This is a genomic window from Syntrophorhabdaceae bacterium, assembly GCA_035541755.1.
In the GTDB taxonomy this organism is placed as follows: Bacteria; Desulfobacterota; Syntrophorhabdia; order Syntrophorhabdales; family Syntrophorhabdaceae; genus PNOF01.
This window is the reverse complement of the sequence record DATKMQ010000044.1, coordinates 14,678-33,399: the sequence shown is the minus strand read 5'-3', so window position 1 is coordinate 33,399 and position 18,722 is coordinate 14,678. Positions and strand designations below refer to the sequence as shown.

Sequence of the window (18,722 nt, the reverse complement as noted above, 5' to 3'; positions counted from 1 at the left end):
TTCACGGGCCTGTTCGTCAATTGTGCCATAATGGCAACCGTGAGGCTTGAATCGATGCCGCCGCTTAAGAAAGCCCCAAGGGGTACGTCGCTGATCAAGTGTATCCTGGTCGTTTCTTCAAGGAGGGCCCTTGTCTTCTCAAGGCACTCATCAAAAGAATCTCCACGCTCCTTTATACCATCAAAATCCCAATATTGCCTGACCGTCACCCTGCTGTCCTTCTGGGTAAGTGTATGACCGGGCATGAGTTTCTCTATCCCTTGAATCATAGTTTCCGGGCCCATTGTATAATTTAAAGCGAGATACTGATCGATCAGCGGATAGTTGACTGCGAATCGGTTTGGTTTGTTGAAAACCAGGATGGATTTTAGCTCGGAAGAGAAACAAACCCCTTGCTCGGAACGCCAGTAATACAGGGGCTTGATGCCCAGACGATCGCGCGCGAGAAAAAGGCTTCTTTCTCTGTTATCCCAGATGGCAAAGGCAAACATTCCGCGAAGGTCCTCCACACAGGCCTCGCCTTTCTCTTCGAACAGATGGAGAATAACCTCTGTATCGGTCTTTGTCTGAAATGTGTGTCCCAGACCCGCAAGGTATTGCCGCAAATCCTGATAATTGTATATCTCACCATTGAAAACGATACACTTGCTCTTGTCTTCGTTATAGATGGGCTGCTTACCCGTGCTGAGGTCGATGATGCTCAACCGCCTGTGAGCCAGGCCGATGCCCTCTCCGAAATAGTAGCCCTCGTCGTCGGGCCCTCGGTGCCGGATCGCATAACCCATCTCCCTTATCAGGGTTTGATCCACACGGTAGTCTCTATCGAATGCTGCAAATCCGCAGATGCCACACATAATCAACGGTCCTTGCGGTGAGCCTTGTTAAAAAGATCCAAATAGTAATCTTCATAACGTTTCACCATTACATTCAAACTGTAATCTTTCAGAATACGCTCTTTGGCGTTGCCGACTACCCTTTGACGCAGGTCACTATCTCCGTCGATCAACGCAATTTTACGGGCTAATTCGGCCGGATCCTGAGGATCAAAAAGCATGCCCGTTATTTCCTCTTGAATAATATCCCCTGTCCCCAGCGAATTGGTGGCGATGACCGGCACGCCTGAAGCCATGGCTTCGAGAATTACATTGGATAGGCCTTCGGAGTTAGGGACGCTCGGTAAGATCATGATATCAAGCAGGGAGAGGATTTGAGGTACGTCGGAGCGTATGCCGAGGAATACCGTGTTCCGGTCGATGGAGAGATCGGCTGCCATTTTTGCAAGCATCTGTCGATCCGGGCCGTCACCTACAAAGATAACCCTTATCCTCTTCCCGTGTGATGAAAGCCGGTGAGCTGCTTGCAACACTACCTGTTGATTCTTCTGCCACTTGAGTGATGCGATGACGCCGATAGCGAGATCGTTTGCTTCAAGTTTCAAAGTCGCTCTCAGCTGATCGACGTTGTACTTTCCGTGAAACTTTTCGGTGTCTACCCCATTGGTGATAACGGTCACGGGAAGCCGGGGTAAACGCAATTCCCGTCGGATCTTATATTTGAGGTCTTCCGAGACCGAGAGGTTATCATCGTATAAGGGAAGAATCACCCGTTGGGCCAGGAACCGGCCTGTCTTTTCAATGTGCAACTGGCCATGTTCCCCATTAATGCAAAGAGGGATGCGGGCTATTTTTGCCGCGACCAACCCAATAAAGCAACGGCTGCCCCATCCATGGGTATGGAGAATGTCAATCCTTTGTTTCCGCAAGAACCTTCCCAACGACAAAACCGATGAAAAGTGAAAACCGTCTCCGTAGTTGAGCGCATACAGAGGCGTGTTGACCGCGTCGAGCCTTTGCGCCATTGCGCCCGGCTGCCCGAAACAGCAGATCATGTAATCAAATCGTGAACGATCAAAATGATTGGCCAGATTCACAATACCGTTTTCCATGCCCCCGGCCCCAAGGGATTCAACAAAGTGCATTACTCGGATCTTTCGATTCACTCGGCTTTGCCTTTTGGTAAGCTTTCCGGACCGGTCAGTTCTCGAGCCCTCATAACCGACAATATGCCGATGAGGGTAAGCAATGTCCAAAACATGGGATCGTGATCCTTTACCGAAAACGACGTGTTGATAAAGAAGCATATGAAACTTATCAGTATCCCGTTAGCAATTATATACGAGGTCTGTTTTTCTCTTATCCTGGACCACGCTCTTCGGATCAAGATAACCTGTTTGAAAGAGAAGAAGACCATACCTATGAAACAGACAAACCCAACGATCCCTGTCTCTGCCAGGACCGAGATGAAGGTGTTGTGCGCCAAAAGCCTTTTGTCCATACCGTACGCGAAAGCGTACTCGGGAAACTTGGCCCATCCAACGCCGAAAATAGGATGATCTATGAACATTCTGATGGCTGCGGTCCAGGCCATGAGCCGGTCGCCCGCGGATTGTTCTTCCGTTCCAAAAAACGTGGTCGCATCGGCCCTTGATAGTATAAGCTTGACGCCAAATACGATAAACACCATGACGACTGTGGCGGAGAGCGTTATCTTGATCGGCTTGCTGGTGAAATATTTTCGACTGAACAGAATGCTCAGCACGACTCCGGCCATGGTTCCCAGCGCCCCTCCGCGGGACTTTGTGTAAACACAGGAGATGACAACTACCAGCATAAAAACCATCAAGAATAGCTTCTTCAAAAGGCTATCCTCCACTTCCATAAGGCAAAACGCCAAAGGAAAGACTACTGCCAGAAGGAGAGCGAAGCTGTTTGACAGGTTATAGTTGCCGATTGACTGCAATCTTCCGGCATTGGCCAATAAGTTCGGTTCATACCAGTACATTTCCCATCCCATCACTATGAGTACACAGGCGGCAAGCAGTATGGTCCAGAGGATCCTCTTCAGATCGCGTTCCGTTTCAATAATGTGGATGACAAGAAAGAATAGAAGAATCTTTTTCAGCCAGAACGAAAATACGTCAATAGTACCGCTTAACCAGAAATACTGCGCCTCAGAGAAAGTGTAGGCGATGACCATTCCATAAATATATTTGTTTTGAGGGAGATGGACCCGAAGTCTGCCTTCCTTAGGTTTCACTATATAGAGAATGAGGGCAAAGAGACTGAGCAGAAAGAATATCCGGTATTCTTCCAGGGCAGGTACTATGACCCCAGGCTGGGCGATAGAGAAGAAGACAAGAATTATCGTAAGGGGTTTGAGCATCGCTATGTCAAAGCACGTTTGCTACCGGGAATCTTTCTCCGGACCTTTTACGATCTTTGCGGGAATACCGGCTATCGTGACATTGTCGGGACAGGACTGAAGAACCACAGAATTGGCCCCGACGCGCACGTCGTTTCCTATACGGATTCCTCCAAGAACCTTTGCGCCGGCCCCGATCAATACGCGGTCCCCTATGGTCGGCTGTTTGACTTCCGCTCGTCCCGGTATAGTGGACCCGAATGAAGTTCCATTGAATACGATCACATCGTCTCCTATCTCAACGTATTCGCCTATCACTATATTCATTCCGTAAGCGATTACGAACCGTCTCCCTATCTTTGCTTTATGGCTGATCGATGAGGACGTGATGATACGGGCAAACTGCATGATGATCTTTGGCAAAAGTTCTCCCAGATAAGCGTTTCGGTACCTCATCGATAGCGCATTGGCGATCCGGTAGCAGACATCGAGAAAGAACCCGCAGTGCATGAAGAGCAGGTAAAGAATGGTCCGCATCTTCACGCTGTCTCTCTCCGCGTACAATCTTCCTTCTTCGTAAATGATATCGCGAAGACGTGCTTTTTTGTCGTTAGACATCTTATCTCCTATACGCTTGTTTGAACTGTTTTAGTTGACTTACCGATATGATTCCAAATCCAAGGATTCCGCACACATAGAACAAGCCACTTACCACCAGGACGATCGGAAAGCTGAAAGGCTTCAACAGAACGAGCAACATGACTAAACAGACATTAAGAGTGAGCATTCTTTTCATCCCTGATAGACTGACACACCCCGGGTGTTCTCGTACGGTGGCCACGGTAAAAAGGACTGTCAGAACTAGCTGCGCCCCCAAGAAGGACGCTAAGGCGCCCCCCATCTTGAATGGCAAAGTGAGGAGCAGATTGAGAACTAAGCACGAAAGACCGGCGACTATGTACGCCCTTAACGTTGTCTGGTGCTTATTTGTTGCCGCCAGAGCGCTGAACTCAACAAACTGGTAGCACCTCATAACCAGGGCCCAAATTGCGACAGACAAAATCCAACCGGCCCTTTCATAACTTGAGCCAAAAATCAGGCGGATAATCTCCTTTCCATAGAAACAGGTTCCTATAGAGATGGGCAGTGCGATAGTCAAAATAGATGAAAGCGTCTTTTGGATGACGTATCGGATGTCGTCATCACGTTTATTGGCATGGAGATTCGATATTGCAGGATAGAGGGAACTCCCCGCCGCTTCCGGAATCAGGTTAATCTTGGTTATGAGCATCATTCCGGTTGTGTAGAGTCCGAGATCGATCGCGCTTACGGCTTTTGACAGGATTATCGTATCAAACCTTAGCATGCCTGCCCAGATAAGGGACATGCCGACAAAGGGCAAACCCTCCAGTAGTTTCTTTTTCCAAAAAAGGTAGTCGATAGCCAGCCTCAATCTGACGAAGCGCTTCTTCAGTATGAGCATGGATAGTGCCACACCCAGTATCTGGCCGAGGGCGTATACGAATAGAACAGCCAATACCCCCATTCCCAGGTAAAGAACAACCACCGATAATACGGTAAGTGTGAGACCGGAAATAAAACCGACAAAGGCCGTATACTCCATACGCTCATGGGCTGAAAAGACATCGCAGATTGATTCGGATAAGAGCTGGGCGCCCAGTATGAGCGCAGCAACACAGATTGCCTTGAAAACTTTCGGCGGATAGTGCATGATGAGTGCGGCCAGGATGACCATGATAACGGCGACGCCGATAATGCACCATCTGAGCCCCAATAATCTTCCTATATATGCTTCAGACGTCTCTTTGTTCTCCCTCACTCTCGAGACGTCCCTCACAAAGACGCTGTTTAAGCCCATAACACCCAAAGGATAGAATAACGTGGAGAACAGAAGCGCTAAATTGAACGTACCGAAGTCCTGGATGCCGAGCTTTCTCGCCGTGTAGCCGATGACGGACAGAGATATGAGATTCAAGATCAGAGGCTGTATTATCATAACGACCGTGTTCTTGAATATGCGTAATTCCATTTTCATCGGAAAAGCTCCGTCAATCGACGCTGCCTATATGGAGATGTTTGAACGATAGTTGGAGGCGTTGTACAGAGAAGGCCTGATGGTTGGACGGTGCGGTGCCCTCTCGGTTTTGGCTCCGGAACGGGTGTAGATCCACAGCTCTTCAAAATCCCAGCACACGATGCTGTCCTGAGAGTCGCCCGCAAAATCGACTGCATTGTAGCACAGGGTAGGGTGGCCGTCATCGGGAAAACAAACAGCCTGTCTTCCAAAGCCGTCGTACAGGCCTCCTTCTGACGTGCTTGCTGCACCAAGCAGCAAGAGTTTCTCGCCGTTGCCTGCCCAGTTCACCGGGTAGAGAGGGCTTCCATAGACGGAAGGCTGAAAGGATGAGAGGAGGGACCCTCTCTTATCAAGTATATAGATGTTTCCCGGATTGCCCCAGAAGGTATTGGTCGCGATCTGGAATTCGCCGGGCGTCCCCATGAGGTTGGCAATGGTGACGGTCTGCACGTGGCCTAATCGCAAGTGCTTCTTTATGTGGCCTTTCATATCGGCGAATATCATTCCCTCATCCGATGCCGCTATCAGAATAGTAAACTCGCTATCCCCGGGAAATTTAAAGGCCGCCACTGCGTCGGCGTGATCGTTAAGAGGGAGACTCCATATTTTCTTTCCCGCTCCATCGAGCAAGGTGTATCCGATAAGGATCTTCTCCTCACCTCTATCCTCAGGGTCGAACGTGAATGGGAAATGGCCCGTGTTGCATCGGTATTCCCACAATGGATTCAAACTGCTGTCATAGGCGTAGAGCTCGGAATATCTGTCCTTGAACAGGATTTCCTGGGGCCGGGCATTGCCCCTAAGGTTGGCAAAGTATAAACAGTCACCCAGAATTCTTTCAAATTTGTTCAGAGGAGACGTTGATTGCGGGGTAGGTCGTTTTGCCTTTATTTCCCCGGTAGACCCATCAAGGATTTGAATCTCAAAGTTTATCGCGCAGATCACCTCATTTTTGCCATCACCGTCAATATCGTAGATTTGAAATGGAAGATCGCAGGGCAGGCATTTCCGCTCTCCTGTGGGAACACCTCTTTTCCAGAGGATGTTGCCATCACAATCGATCGCGGTCAGGGCATTGATGGCGCAATGATCGGCCGCCAGTTCCGTTCCCTGGGCCATCACCAGGTCCTTGGTGCCGTTGCCCGTGAGATCGCCAAATCGCACGGATCTTCCCGAGCAGAGGTCCGGTATTCGTATCCTTTTCCATAGTTCTAACGAGGGTAGTGCCCGTGTTAGCTCTTTTTGTTCGCGTTCCGCTCTGCTTTGCGCCGCGAGGAATGTCCTCGATGTTTCTTCTTTCATGAAGACCTCGACCTTCGTAAACAAGGCAGGGACGTTACTCGCTATGCCCATCCTGCCTCGGTCGTAGGCCTTGTCTTTCCCTTCCATAACCATGCGGTCATCGACAAAACATCGAATGCGATCTCCCTCCGCGACGATAGACAGGGAGAGCGACTCCCCACATGTGTATCTGTATCGTACGGATTTCAGCTCATATAATCGATCCATTTGTCTTTTCATAAGAAAAGCCTTGTCGTCTTTCAATGCAAATAGATAATGCTGTTGTCCGTCCACGGATCGAAACATCAACCCGTAATAGTCATCTTTTTGAAGCGCCTTACCTTCAAGCCTCACTGCATAATCGGACCAGCGAAAATCGCCGGCCGCAAGGGCCGGCATCGTGAGCAGGAGCTGCAGACGAGACGGGAAAAGAAGCTTCTTAATGGGATACTTCCAGTCCTTCCGGTTCAGCATGTTGTTGAGCGTTTGTTTGAGCCTTTTCCCACCGTCTTCACCAATGATTTTCCAATTTGGAAAATCAGGATTTCGGGAGGGATCCCAGAGATGATGGCTTGCAATTTCCTGCCACTCACCCTGATTCCTTATTCTTGGCGGGAAATGAAATTCACGAACGGGGCTGTAACCATCGGAGAAATCGCCTATATCATAAGAATTGAAATCGTCTGAGAAGACAATCGGCCAACCGGCCGTAGTCGTCGTGAAGCTTTGAGCCTGAGATATCATATGTGTACGCTCCATGCCTTTAGCCCCTGTTTCAGTGATACCTGCCCCTGTTTAGACATCGCGGACCTTTCTTGCCTTCACGATGTATCCTGAGGCCAGTATCCCGAGACGCTTCTGGGAAAATCTCTCCATCCTTAAGCCCAGTGAGATGAAGGTTTTGGGAAAGACCTTATCAAAAGGGACGAAGAACGGATAGAAATGAAAATAGTGGAAACCTTGTTTTACGAATCCAAAGGTCGCAAGTTTCTTATCCAGTTTCCATGGCGTGTGCTTTCGATAAGGGATATAGGGATCCATCTCCTTTTTACCGTCACGGGAGGTGAGCCTCTTGATGGGCTTAATCAGGCTGCGGCCCAGATTGCTGCTCTTCGGGATATTCGTTAATGAGTCGAAAACCCTTGCGCCACAAGCGGCATTTCTCACCGTGAGGATGAGTTCCCCGTCCTTTCGCAGAATTCGATTGAGTTCACCAAGACTCTTACTATCTTCCTTCAAATACTCAATGACTCCGGCGCATACTACGCCGTCGAAGGTTTTGTCCTTAAAGCTTAAGTGCTCTATATCTCCACAGCCGAAACCGAAGGCGCCATTGCCTGACCATTTTTCCAGATTGTTCCTGGCCACTTTTAACATGCCCTCTGCGATATCCATGCCAAAGACCTGGCACCCGCGTGAAAGCAAGTCCTTGACCATTTCACCGGGACCGCACCCGATATCAAGAATCTTCTTTCCGTCCAGATCAAACAGGTCCAGAATGTATTTATGTCGAAGTACCAGAGCTGGATATTCCGTGACGTCCTTGTAGAGGGTTTTGAAGTAATCCTCGGACCAGGTTGACCAAATATTTTTTTGTTCGGGTTTATCATTCATGGGTTGCTACGTAAACCTCCTGCTTTTTTGACTGTCTTTTTTGCGAGCATCTTCAGATCGCCCACAATACCGCTTAGGTGTACCGCAAAATCGATGCGGCCAAAATCACCTATTTCAACTCTCCTTAACTCGTAGACATCCGTCGCGCGACCGTTCAGGCCTTCGGATGTGGTCACCGCACAGGCAAAATCGTTCTCTTTTAACAGTGCCTTATCGGTCTCATCAAAAGAGCCTGTATCCCCGAACGGGTAGGCAAAGGGGATAAACTGTTGCTCGCATATCTTATGCACCATGTCCTTTGATTCCCGGATCTCCATTTCTTTTTGGTCCCGCGGTAACTCGCTCAGACGCACGTGCGTCATTGAGTGAGCGCCTATGGTATGTCCGGCTGTGCACAATTCTTCTATCTCCTGAGCACTCATGTACGGTATGTCTGTCTTGACTTCCCTGAGTTCTATCTCATGCTCTTTGGCGAAGCCACGAACGTACTCCTTTTTGGCCGCGGCGGAGCATCCTTCCACTGCCTTTTTCATTCTCAATGTCATCGCCTGCTTCTTTTGGCACACGTATTGCCGGTCAGGGTAGGCGCCGGCATGCTGAATTTCCCTCTCAGTTTGTTTGTCCACCAGCCCGTAAAGCATATGGAGCCACACCGTCTCGCCGGTTTTCACGGGATCGCCGGGAATAAAGAATGTCGCTTTCATGCCCCTTTTCTTGAGCAGAGGATACGCCACCACGGAGTTATCCCTGAACCCATCATCAAAGGTGATTACGAGCGGGTTTACCGGCATGGGACCGCCATTCTTCAAATAACGTATCAACTTTTCCATACCGATAACCGTATAATTCCTCGAAACATATCCCAGTTGTTCCTCGAACCTTTTTTTTGAAACTGTCATACCGAGGAGCGCGAGACATGAAGGCGTCTGTGCGCTTGACCCTTCACCGCTCACACTATGATACATAATGATCGGGTATCTCCCTAATCTCCCGTTTATCATTCTCCATACGATATGCAGTCCAGTAAAATAGAAGAAATAGCAGATGAGCCGAATGAGTATTCTTCTCTTCACGAATTGATTCTCCCACTTCACTCGAACATATAGCTTACTTGTCCCGGACGCTTTCAAACATCTCTACGAGACCTTCTCCGGTGGCTTTTTGCGGCGCCCAGTGCAGTTTTTCCTTGGCATTTCGATTCGTGTATTTCAAACTTTTCCAGAGATTGTCAGCACGGTAGCGGGAGATGAGCGGCGGAAGGTTTCCTTTGGTCTTGCGTGACACATACTCATATATCAGGGCCATGAGCCTGAACATGCCATACGGTACCCATATCCTCGTGGGAAAGCTCCCGAGGTGCCTCCGATACAGACGCACGAATTGACCCTGTGTAGGAAGGTCGTCGTCAACGATATTAAAGGTGTCGCCTTCTATGCCTTTAGCAAGACCCGCAAGCACAATGGCTTCAGCGCAGTTAGCAACGTGAGTCAGCGGGAGAACGCTCCTCCCCCCGATGTACAGATAACAGATACCGGGGATATTAAGGCCCATCTGAGGGGGTATGGGATAAGTTGTGGGACCGTAAATCTTTCCGGGACGGACGATCACGAGCGGGAGACCTCTTTGCGCGCATATCTTCTTAACCAGGGCTTCCTGGCGAACCTTGGTGTTCGAATAGGAGTCCCTGGCCACGAGGCGATCCTCGATAGGACATGTCTCGTCCAGGACGCTTCCTCTCTTGAGGCTCGTCATCTTGTATACGCTGAAACTACTCACCAGGACGAATCGCCCCACCTTCTTATCGGCGAGCGCCCGCATCAGGTTGTCTGTGGCTACGACTGTGTTCATCATCATTTCAAAGTGGCTACCCTGTGTGGCCGCGGCCAGATGATAGATACACCCTATGTCTTCCGGGATTGCTTCCGGACTGCCCTCACTTGCCAGGTCCCAGAAGATTACTTCTTTGACTGAATCGCGAATCGGGGTGATATCGCTTCCCGTCCTTACCACGGCGAACACCTCGATATCCCGCCTGTGGAGGGAGCGGACCACCCCCTGGCCTATGTACCCTAAAGCTCCTGTTACCATTGCTTTCACTCTCTTCACCCGTTTCGCGTTACGTCCGCTCTCTAATTTGCTCGTTAACGAGATTCGTTACCCTTGAGACCTCTAATACCACCTCATAAGGGATAGGAGGCTTACCCGAGCCGTTCCTGATATTTTCATAGAAATTATGAAAGAGGCCTCCGAGTCCGGCAAAGTATCTGTCTCTTCCTTTTATCATGTCCGTAAGGTTGCCTAGACCTTGCCCCATCAAATGCCTTGCCGCTCCAAAAGCCCTGTTCAGTCGGGCCGCAGGTCCCGGAAGGTTTGTGGATTTTACCATCGAAAAGAGGTGATTTGCGAGATCGATCTCGGCCACGGCCCTGGTGCCGTAAACTCGAACAAATTGGATGATCGGTTTTACGTTCGAGGTGATGGTCAGAGTCCCGGTCGTTCGTTCCGATCTCATGATGATCCGTAGCTCATCATTGAAAACGCCGTTTCTTGACCTGTCGAGCGCCACGCAGGAAACCTCATCCACGGGGCCGCCCAAAAGAGGTATCAAGTGATATAGCGGATGGCTTATGATGTTCTGGATCATCTTGCCGGGGAGCTTATGCACCCAGTGGGTCTTGTTTTGCAGGAATAATTTCGAAAAGCTGCCGTCTATAGCGTTTCCGTAGTAAGATTCTGCATGGACCACCTCTCCCAGATCGTTATGTTCGAGACTATGCCGTAGCCTGGACGTAACCTTATCAAACCACTGACTGAATCCCGCACAGACGATCCTGTCACTCTCTTTCGCTTGTTCTATAATACCCAAAGCCTCCTGATAATCGATTCCAAAAGGCTTTTCAATGTAGGCGTGACACCCTGCCTTCAACACATCCGTTCCGATAGAAAAGTGGGTTTGCGCCGGGGTCGTGATGTGAACCACATCCGGTTTCATTTCTTCTATCATCTTACGGTAATCTGTATAGGCCTTCTCGGCATGAAATCGTTCCGCCGTATCCTGGGCTAAGAACTCGACGAGATCGCAGACCCCGACCACCCTCACATCTTTAAGAAATCCGAGTTCCAAAAGATGTGCGTCGGCTATCTGCCCGCACCCTATCAAGCCAATTTTGAGTTTCCTATCCATTATTTTTCCATTCACCGTTCAACATGCCTCAAAACATCTTTGCACTATCATCAACCGGGGCACTTCTCAAGTTTCGGCTGGATCGGTCGCGAGAGGTCTGAACACGGCTTGAGCCATCACATGGTAACTATAGATCGAGCTCGTCGTCGAGCAGGCACCAATCCGCACCGTTTCGCTCAAGGCCTACCTCCCCGCCAGTCACGTTCTGTCCGAGAAAGACCGTCCTCTCCTGTTCCTTTCGTGGGAAGAATCCGGCCTTTCTCAGATTTTCAGCAAGTGCTCCGGATCCGAGATAGGTCAGGGTAACGGAGTGGGCACCCTGTGCTTTCATCTCTTTGACGAATCCCGTGAGAAGGCGGCGGGATATCTGTTCGTCGGAAGTCACAAAAAAAAGATCGCCTACCATTGCAACGCCCTCTCTTACGATGTAGACCAGATATCCGAGCAATTCTCCCGTCCTGGAAAGGATACAGAAGAACCGATGGCGACGGGAAGGATCGCCGGGGTATCGCCAGTTCAGATATGAAGAGACTTTCTCGCCGGTAATCGGATACCCCTGCTTTGCCTTGTCCCAGAGGGTGTCAAACCGACTATCGCAATTGTCAACCGTTTCAAACGTATAGGTATTGGCCGTCAAGATCCTCCTTATATCGAGACTCATGATAGACCAAACGTTGTCGAGTACGAAACCGAGGATCTTCGCGAGCATTCTATTTTTGACCGTTTCTCTCAGTTTTATCTCGGCCTTTATGAGCCTCACATAACGGATAGCCTTGCCCAGCGGTTTGTAACCGGTGCGGCTGAAAACGCCCTCTGCTGATGCATTAGGAAAGGCCAGGATAGCACAAAAACCGTGCTCCTTCTGTTTTGCAAAGAGTTCCCTCTGCAGTTTAAGGGCAGGGCCAAACGCCCTGTGACGGGCAGTGATGATAAAGTCTGCAGCCACGCCCATCACAACATCGTTCCCTGCCATATTGATATGCCTCGGAACAAGGGAGGCACAACCTACTATGCTGCGCGACTTTTCATCAAGGGCGAGATAGGTTCTAGTCACGCCCGACGGGTTTCTCGTGTAAAGCCAATCAAAGCGCTCGTCGGTGCACTCCTCCAACCCCTCTCTCCAGAGCGCAAGCAGGGCTTGACGATGTTGCTCGAGGTCCATCGGTATTATCTGATAGCCCATAGGTGTCCCGGTTCAACTCCTGGCATGCAACGATCGATTGAGTGGGATCATCCTATCCCGACACGTTGGCGAGCAACACGAGAAGCTGCGCTGCCACTCTCTGACTGCCCACCTTGTTGAGATGCCCTCCGTCAGCAGAAAAAATCGGGGCAAGGCAACGGTTCATTTTGCCGTCCTTTTCAAAAGCCGATTGCGAACCGTCCGGAAGAACCGATTCGATGGCAGCCACATCTAAAATCGGCTCTTTCCCCTGATATTCTTTTCGCAGCATCTCGTTAAACTGCTCCCGCTTGATATTCTCGGCATAGCCCGTAACCGTCTTGCCGATAGCCTTCTTGATTAAGGCCTTGAACCCTGATTGAACGGTGGTGAGGGGAGTAGTGAGGTGGACAAAGATAACCTTCTTATGGCGTGCGCGAAGCGACGACAGGGTGTTCTTATAATTCTCAAAAACCTTTGTCACGTCGGTGTCGGAATCAAAATCCACGTAACAGAATTTAAACAGGGCTATATCGATCTTCTCGGCTATTCCTGCATCCATAAATCTGGCAAAGTCATTGCATTTGGATTGAGGGCTGCCGTTCTGGCCTACTGTCGAGTGGGCGAAAATAGGTACATCGAAGGCAGCGGGATCGGTCGTCTCTACGATGTTCAACTTAATCCGGGGATTTTCTTTCATCAGGTCTTTCATGCCTTCCAGGATGTTGAAGCCCACTGATTGATGGCCGAAATAGATCCTTTTCCCGGAAAGCTTGAGCCATGATTCGGGCGGTACATCCGCGATCGACGGCGGGGTTATTGTGTTCGGTTCCATTTTTCCTCCCGAGCACGCCGTAAGAGTTATGAGGAGAGTGAGAACCGTGAAGAGCGGTAGGAGACTGTTTGTAAGGCTGCCACTCCGGGGTATTTCTCTCTTCATAGACACGCTCTGTTTATTTTTCTGCGGCATGCTGTGAATTCGGTTGACACTGACTGAACAAAGCAAGGCAACTTTTTCGATCAACCTTGCCGCTTGTCTTCTTTGGCAGATTCTTAGTGAATTGCACCTCGCTCGGTATCTTGTATTTGGGCAGCCTCTCTGCGCAGAAGTTCATCACCTTTTGAGAGGTGCACTCGTCGCTTTTCGGAACGGCGAGGGTAACAAGACGCATCCCCAGCAGTTCATCCGGTTGGCCAAGCACTACCGCCTCAACAAACATACCCGACTCGAGCAATATATCTTCTATTTCCTGTGGATTGAGCCTGTGGCCGCCTACCTTCAAAAGGTCGTCCTTGCGTCCCACAACAAAGAAAAAGCCCTCTTCATCCATATACGCCTGATCACCCGTGTGATACCAGCCATCTGTAAGGACCTTTGCAGTGGCTTCGGGATTTTTCCAATAACCTTGCATGATGTTGGTCCCCGTGGCAACGAGTTCGCCGACTTGACCGATGTCTGCGTCCCGCCCGTCCTGGTTCACTACCTTCAATGTGACGCCGGGTATGGCCTTTCCAATGGATTCCGTTTTGTCCGCAAAACGCGGAGCTTCGAGGTAGGAAAGCCTGGCCGCAGCTTCGGTCGCACCGTACATGATGACTATTTGGGTGTGCGCCGGAAGTACCCGACGGAGCTCTTCTTTGACGGCTTTTGCCATGTGCCCGCCGGCCTGGCTCACATAACGGAGACAGGGAAGTTTCTCCCGATTAGCGGCAAGCGGAGATCGATGCACGAGGTACGCAAAGGTAGAAGGAACCCCGGAAAAACCGGTGACCTTCTCCGCGATCATTTCTTTAATGACAGTGGCCGGAAAGGCGAACTGGTTGTTGAGGATGACCGTACCGCCGACTGCAAAATGGGTATTGAGCAGCGATTTTCCCATGACATAAAAGAACGGTAGCACAATCATCTGCACATCGTCACTCGTGAGGCCGAGATACTGGCAGATCGAGAAGGTGTTGTCCACGATGTTCTGATGTGAAAGCATCACCCCCTTTGGGCCACCGGTCGATCCTGACGTATAGATGATGCTCGCGAGGTCGCGGGAAGTTATCTCGCAACGCACTGTACTGGTAAAGGAAGAGGGGGTGACGTCGTCGAAATTGACCGTGGTTGTGCGAATGCCTGCCGATACGGAACGTCCCTTGAGAATGAGGTGCTTCAGTCCCAGGCCCTCCAGGTTTGAGGCAGCTATGAGCTTCTCAAACTTCGACGAAGACACCATTATTCCGGCCTCTAAATCCTCTATGGCATAGCGCAATCCTTCGGCCTTCAAGTCGCTGTTTAAAGGTACTGCCACCGCGGAGGCCTTGAGCGCTCCGTAATAACCGATAACGTATTCAAGACTATTTTCCATGAGCAAGGCCACGCGGTCACCGGGTTTTAGGCCGATGGTCAAGAGATAATCTGCCAGGGCACTCGCCCGATTATTTAACTCAGCATATGTAACGCGGGTCGGACCGTGTACGATAGCTGTTTTACCGGGAAAGCGCTCCGCGCTCTTCTCGAGGAAATGATGGACAAGTGTTATATCGGGATTTAGGGGAATTATCGGGACCATGATACGGCTCTTTATGAGACTTCTTAATCTAATCCGAGCATACTCCTGGCGTAGGCTACCTGTTCGGCGTTCTGCGGTGAATATATCTTTTCCATGCCTTCTTCACGGGTCATGACGCCCTGACGCACCATATTGGCTATCTCCCAGACGTATGGATGAAACTTGTGACGTTCCAGATGAACCTGATTTGCAAAGGCATTGAGAAGACAGTTGGTTGAGTTCGTGTCCGTGTTGGTCGGCAGGATCCACCCGATCTGTTTGAGCTCATCCGTGATCTTTTGTTCATCATATTCGAAGAACGCCAATGGGTGTATGTTGGTGGGAAAACGGCCGGCATATGATTGATAGTAACTTTCAGGGATGAAGTAGGAACTCATCTGAACCTGAACATCGGTTGGAAAACCACTGAGCAGAGCCCTCTGATTCTGCCGAATGAGAGATGCGTTGGTCCTCATTATGGCCGACTGGATGGGGGCCTGTCCCGGTGACCAGCCGAAAGCAGACAGGGGGATTGCCATTTCGATAGCCGTCTTCAGGGTGAGACTTTTGACGATCCCGATGCAGGCCGTACAAATGGAACTTGCCCTGAGCAGGGTGGCCGCGGAAAAGATATCAGCGGACGCTGTGAGAGAAAAGAGCGATTTCATAGCGGCCCACGGCGCCTTGAAATGAATATGGTCTACTTGAAGACTATCGGTGACCTTTCTGATGTTTTCCAGGGCAGTGGGTGAGACAAAATGATTGTCGAAGGTAAGGGCGAGCACTTTGAGATCGTACCGTTCGCGAAGAAGCTTGAGCGTGTACGAAGAATCTTTACCGCCGCTGTACGCCATGATGGCATCGTAACAGGGGCCGGTACCCTTGGTTGACGCTATAAGATCGTCGAGCTTTTCCCGGTACTCGAGTGTCTTGGCGTCTCGCTTGGCCAGCATGGACTTTTCCTGAAGACAATGATTGCATACACCTTCTGCATCGAATCTGATATTCGGAAAAGTCTCCGGTAGAATACAGTGCGAGCAGATACGAGGTTCAATCGACTTACTTACTTGATCTTGCTTCATAAGGTTACCTCAGTTTACCATGACGGAAAGCAAACGATCACGACGCGGGTAAAGCTTGGGAACCATAACGGCCCTGCCGCTGTGAATTCGTGGCTATTTCCGTCTAAAGTCATATATCTTAACGTTCTCAGGTTCAACGATAGCGTGATAGGGAAAGTTACTTATAAAAGCTTCATCCGCGAGCTGAGTCGAGAGAACGCCGATAAGCGCCATATTTTCTCGCTCGCTTAGGAGCTGCCCTTCCTGACGCGTAATTTTCTCCACGAGTTTGGTGACTTTGCCCGGATGGAAGTATCCCTTCCGGCGCAGGCTTTCCACCGAGAGAAGCTCGCTCACGTACTCGGGCGGCGTCCCGCCGAAGAAACACCGACTGATCGGCGCCCTGTACGGCTGTTTCTGCCTGTATGCCAATTCCTTCGGGATGAGATCCGTGGCGGCGTCCCGCAAGATGAACTTGTCTCTCAGTCCGCGAAGCCGCAAAGTGGGCGGGACGCGGGAAGCAAATTCCACAACCCGGTAATCAAGAAAAGGGAAACGACCTTCCACGGCATGAGCCATGGCCATACGGTCTCCCTGAGAAGACAGAAGATAGTTTGAGAGAAAGATAACACTCTCTGTATACTGGGCTCTGGACAGGGGGTCCCAATTATAATAGTCTGCGGGAAGCTGCGATGCGAATCGGCCCGTGAAACCGTCCGCCTCTCCCGTGTTGGCTTTGAGTTCGTCTGAAAAGAAGCCCTTGATAAGCGCCGTATTTTCCCATCTGATCATATGCGAATAGAACGGTAATTCCACCCGGGACAGCCCTTTTTTGAAGAAGTTCTCCAGAAAGATTGTTGCCCGCGAATCGGCATGCGAAAAGATGTCAGGATATAATTTTCTCAAGAGCTTGGGACGTAGTTTCGATTCCGGCTCCTCGGCCCAAAAGCGTCTTATCCTGTCCTCTTTGAAGATGTCGTAGCCTGCAAAGATCTCGTCTGACCCTTCACCGGTCAAGACCACCTTAAAGTTGTTTTCACGAACAAGCTTGGAGAGCTGGAACAGAGGCGCGGGCGCGGTCCGTAGCAAGGGAGTCTCGGCGTGCCAGATCACGTCGGGAAAAACATCGCCGATATCTCTATCGCTCAACCGGATCATTCGATGATCGGTGCCAAGGGACTCAACAGCCCTCATCTGGAAAGCGGCTTCGTCGAAACGATTATCCGTGAAGCTGACCGAGAAGGTACAGAGCTGATTATTGAAGAACCGCTTTACGATCGAGGTAGTGTAAGTGCTATCAAGACCTCCGCTCAGATAGGCCCCGACAGGCACGTCGGCCCTGAGCCTGATACGACAGGCGTCCCGAACAAGATCGTTGAGTTCGTCCCTCCACTCGCTCAAGCTGCGGCCCCGATCGTACTCTTGTCCGTAGGGGATCTGCCAGTAGCGATGAATCTTTGTCCCCGTGCTGTTGATGACGGCATAATGGGCGGGCATGAGCTGATGGACCCCTTGGAACGCAGTTTGACCATTTAACGGGCTCCAGCAGGTAAAGATGTCGGAAAGCGTTTGAAGGTCAAGGCTTTTCTCGATCTTAGGGTCGGCAAAGATTGCTTTGATCTCGGAGGCAAAGAGAATGCGGCTTCCGTCCCGTTTATAGAAGAGTGGCCTGATACCCATGCGATCCCGGGCCAGAAACAACTCTCTCTTCTTCGCATCCCACAGGGCAAGGCCGAACTGACCGTTCAAAAGCCTGAGCATGTCGGGACCCTCTTCTTCGTAAAGATGCACGAGGACTTCAGTGTCGGTATTGGTATAAAATCGGTGGCCGCGGGCCTCCAGGTCAGGCCTCAGCTCTACGTAGTTAAAGACTTCCCCGTTGTAAACGATCCAAAGCGTTTGATCCTCATTATGGATCGGTTGATCGCCCCCGGGCAAGTCGATGATGCTGAGACGCGTCGAGGCGAGCGCGGCGGTGTCATCCATGTAGATGCCGAAAGCATCGGGCCCGCGGTGACGTATAAGGCCGAGCATACGGCGAAGAAGGCCGTCATCAGGCGCCTTACCGCTAAAATCAATTGTGCCGGCTATTCCACACATGCTAAAGTTGTTTAATTTATTGGATTAGGGGACTGTCCGGGTTCGATTCGCTTAATCCGGTGCGAACGTTACAGCCCCGATGAACTCGATCTTACGGAGCTCTGGGTCAATTTCTGTTGAATGAAGTAGGTGATGTCGAGTATGGTGTCCAGATTCTCCGGTGTGATTTCCTCGTCATCCACTTTGATTCCGTAAGTTTCTTCAATAAAGGCGATCAATTCAAGCACACCGGTAGAATCGATGACGCCGGTTTCAAGGAGAGAGTCTTTTTCCCCGATTACGGTCTGGGAATCATCGAAAAGGAAATTTGTGGTTATGAAATCGATTATCTGCTGCTTGATGTTTTGTTCCATACCTGCTCCTGACAAGGTTAATCTGAACGTCGAGTTGATCGCCCAATGGAAGGACTTTTCGTATCGCCGGTATATACTACCGCCATACTCATGCAGATTACAAGCCCTTCGTTTGCGGCGTGAATCTTGTT

Annotated in this window: 16 protein-coding genes; all 16 read right to left on the bottom strand. The window is 50.3% G+C overall.

All coding sequences use genetic code 11. The features are described 5' to 3' along the window. On the bottom strand, window positions 1-854 hold an 854-nt coding region (gene asnB, locus VMT62_03850), incomplete at its 3' end, for an asparagine synthase (glutamine-hydrolyzing) (protein ID HVN95539.1). A gap of 2 nt (window positions 855-856) precedes the next feature. Continuing rightward, window positions 857-1,978 (bottom strand): glycosyltransferase, encoded by a 1,122-nt coding sequence (locus VMT62_03845; GenBank protein ID HVN95538.1) that lies wholly within the window; start codon window positions 1,976-1,978, stop codon window positions 857-859. Between the two features lie 17 nt (window positions 1,979-1,995). Further along, window positions 1,996-3,222 carry an O-antigen ligase family protein gene (locus VMT62_03840; protein ID HVN95537.1) on the bottom strand — a complete coding sequence of 409 codons (1,227 nt, stop codon included), beginning with the start codon at window positions 3,220-3,222 and terminating at the stop codon, window positions 1,996-1,998. A gap of 21 nt (window positions 3,223-3,243) precedes the next feature. Further along, window positions 3,244-3,819 (bottom strand): DapH/DapD/GlmU-related protein, encoded by a 576-nt coding sequence (locus tag VMT62_03835; GenBank protein HVN95536.1) that lies wholly within the window; start codon window positions 3,817-3,819, stop codon window positions 3,244-3,246. Between the two features lies 1 nt (window position 3,820). Further along, window positions 3,821-5,257 carry a flippase gene (locus VMT62_03830; protein ID HVN95535.1) on the bottom strand — a complete coding sequence of 479 codons (1,437 nt, stop codon included), beginning with the start codon at window positions 5,255-5,257 and terminating at the stop codon, window positions 3,821-3,823. A gap of 27 nt (window positions 5,258-5,284) precedes the next feature. Beyond that, on the bottom strand, window positions 5,285-7,339 hold the full coding sequence (locus VMT62_03825) for a hypothetical protein (GenBank protein ID HVN95534.1): 2,055 nt from the start codon (window positions 7,337-7,339) through the stop codon (window positions 5,285-5,287). A 36-nt stretch (window positions 7,340-7,375) separates the two neighbouring features. Beyond that, a complete protein-coding gene (locus tag VMT62_03820; protein ID HVN95533.1) occupies window positions 7,376-8,194 on the bottom strand; it encodes a class I SAM-dependent methyltransferase in 819 nt (272 codons plus the stop codon). After that, window positions 8,191-9,267, bottom strand: a complete 1,077-nt coding sequence (locus VMT62_03815) for a polysaccharide deacetylase family protein (GenBank protein ID HVN95532.1) — start codon at window positions 9,265-9,267, stop codon at window positions 8,191-8,193. The genes VMT62_03820 and VMT62_03815 overlap by 4 nt, the downstream gene beginning before the upstream one ends. A gap of 34 nt (window positions 9,268-9,301) precedes the next feature. Then, the gene (locus VMT62_03810) at window positions 9,302-10,282 is read right to left on the bottom strand and encodes an NAD-dependent epimerase/dehydratase family protein (GenBank protein HVN95531.1); all 981 of its coding nucleotides are present in this window, start codon (window positions 10,280-10,282) and stop codon (window positions 9,302-9,304) included. A 28-nt stretch (window positions 10,283-10,310) separates the two neighbouring features. Continuing rightward, on the bottom strand, window positions 10,311-11,378 hold the full coding sequence (locus tag VMT62_03805) for a Gfo/Idh/MocA family oxidoreductase (GenBank protein HVN95530.1): 1,068 nt from the start codon (window positions 11,376-11,378) through the stop codon (window positions 10,311-10,313). 127 nt (window positions 11,379-11,505) lie between these two features. Continuing rightward, on the bottom strand, window positions 11,506-12,561 hold the full coding sequence (locus VMT62_03800; protein HVN95529.1) for a GNAT family N-acetyltransferase: 1,056 nt from the start codon (window positions 12,559-12,561) through the stop codon (window positions 11,506-11,508). A gap of 52 nt (window positions 12,562-12,613) precedes the next feature. Further along, the gene (locus VMT62_03795; protein ID HVN95528.1) at window positions 12,614-13,375 is read right to left on the bottom strand and encodes a hypothetical protein; all 762 of its coding nucleotides are present in this window, start codon (window positions 13,373-13,375) and stop codon (window positions 12,614-12,616) included. A 118-nt stretch (window positions 13,376-13,493) separates the two neighbouring features. Then, the gene (locus VMT62_03790) at window positions 13,494-15,098 is read right to left on the bottom strand and encodes a class I adenylate-forming enzyme family protein (GenBank protein ID HVN95527.1); all 1,605 of its coding nucleotides are present in this window, start codon (window positions 15,096-15,098) and stop codon (window positions 13,494-13,496) included. Window positions 15,099-15,121: 23 nt separating this feature from the next. Beyond that, window positions 15,122-16,030, bottom strand: a complete 909-nt coding sequence (locus VMT62_03785; protein HVN95526.1) for a hypothetical protein — start codon at window positions 16,028-16,030, stop codon at window positions 15,122-15,124. Window positions 16,031-16,252: 222 nt separating this feature from the next. Next, the gene (gene asnB, locus VMT62_03780; GenBank protein ID HVN95525.1) at window positions 16,253-18,238 is read right to left on the bottom strand and encodes an asparagine synthase (glutamine-hydrolyzing); all 1,986 of its coding nucleotides are present in this window, start codon (window positions 18,236-18,238) and stop codon (window positions 16,253-16,255) included. 68 nt (window positions 18,239-18,306) lie between these two features. Continuing rightward, window positions 18,307-18,591, bottom strand: a complete 285-nt coding sequence (locus VMT62_03775) for an acyl carrier protein (GenBank protein HVN95524.1) — start codon at window positions 18,589-18,591, stop codon at window positions 18,307-18,309. Window positions 18,592-18,722: the final 131 nt, after the last annotated feature.

What these genes read in the sequence shown, in the direction of transcription:
- VMT62_03825 (HVN95534.1), bottom strand. Translation starts at nt 7,339, where the DNA reads ATGGAGCGTACACATATGATATCTCAGGCTCAAAGCTTCACGACGACT.
- VMT62_03785 (HVN95526.1), bottom strand. Translation starts at nt 16,030, where the DNA reads ATGCTGGCCAAGCGAGACGCCAAGACACTCGAGTACCGGGAAAAGCTC.
- VMT62_03840 (HVN95537.1), bottom strand. Translation starts at nt 3,222, where the DNA reads ATGCTCAAACCCCTTACGATAATTCTTGTCTTCTTCTCTATCGCCCAG.
- VMT62_03805 (HVN95530.1), bottom strand. Translation starts at nt 11,378, where the DNA reads ATGGATAGGAAACTCAAAATTGGCTTGATAGGGTGCGGGCAGATAGCC.
- asnB (HVN95525.1), bottom strand. Translation starts at nt 18,238, where the DNA reads ATGTGTGGAATAGCCGGCACAATTGATTTTAGCGGTAAGGCGCCTGAT.
- VMT62_03820 (HVN95533.1), bottom strand. Translation starts at nt 8,194, where the DNA reads ATGAATGATAAACCCGAACAAAAAAATATTTGGTCAACCTGGTCCGAG.
- VMT62_03830 (HVN95535.1), bottom strand. Translation starts at nt 5,257, where the DNA reads ATGAAAATGGAATTACGCATATTCAAGAACACGGTCGTTATGATAATA.
- VMT62_03790 (HVN95527.1), bottom strand. Translation starts at nt 15,098, where the DNA reads ATGGTCCCGATAATTCCCCTAAATCCCGATATAACACTTGTCCATCAT.
- VMT62_03845 (HVN95538.1), bottom strand. Translation starts at nt 1,978, where the DNA reads ATGCACTTTGTTGAATCCCTTGGGGCCGGGGGCATGGAAAACGGTATT.
- VMT62_03810 (HVN95531.1), bottom strand. Translation starts at nt 10,282, where the DNA reads ATGGTAACAGGAGCTTTAGGGTACATAGGCCAGGGGGTGGTCCGCTCC.
- VMT62_03775 (HVN95524.1), bottom strand. Translation starts at nt 18,591, where the DNA reads ATGGAACAAAACATCAAGCAGCAGATAATCGATTTCATAACCACAAAT.
- VMT62_03795 (HVN95528.1), bottom strand. Translation starts at nt 13,375, where the DNA reads ATGGAACCGAACACAATAACCCCGCCGTCGATCGCGGATGTACCGCCC.
- VMT62_03800 (HVN95529.1), bottom strand. Translation starts at nt 12,561, where the DNA reads ATGGGCTATCAGATAATACCGATGGACCTCGAGCAACATCGTCAAGCC.
- VMT62_03835 (HVN95536.1), bottom strand. Translation starts at nt 3,819, where the DNA reads ATGTCTAACGACAAAAAAGCACGTCTTCGCGATATCATTTACGAAGAA.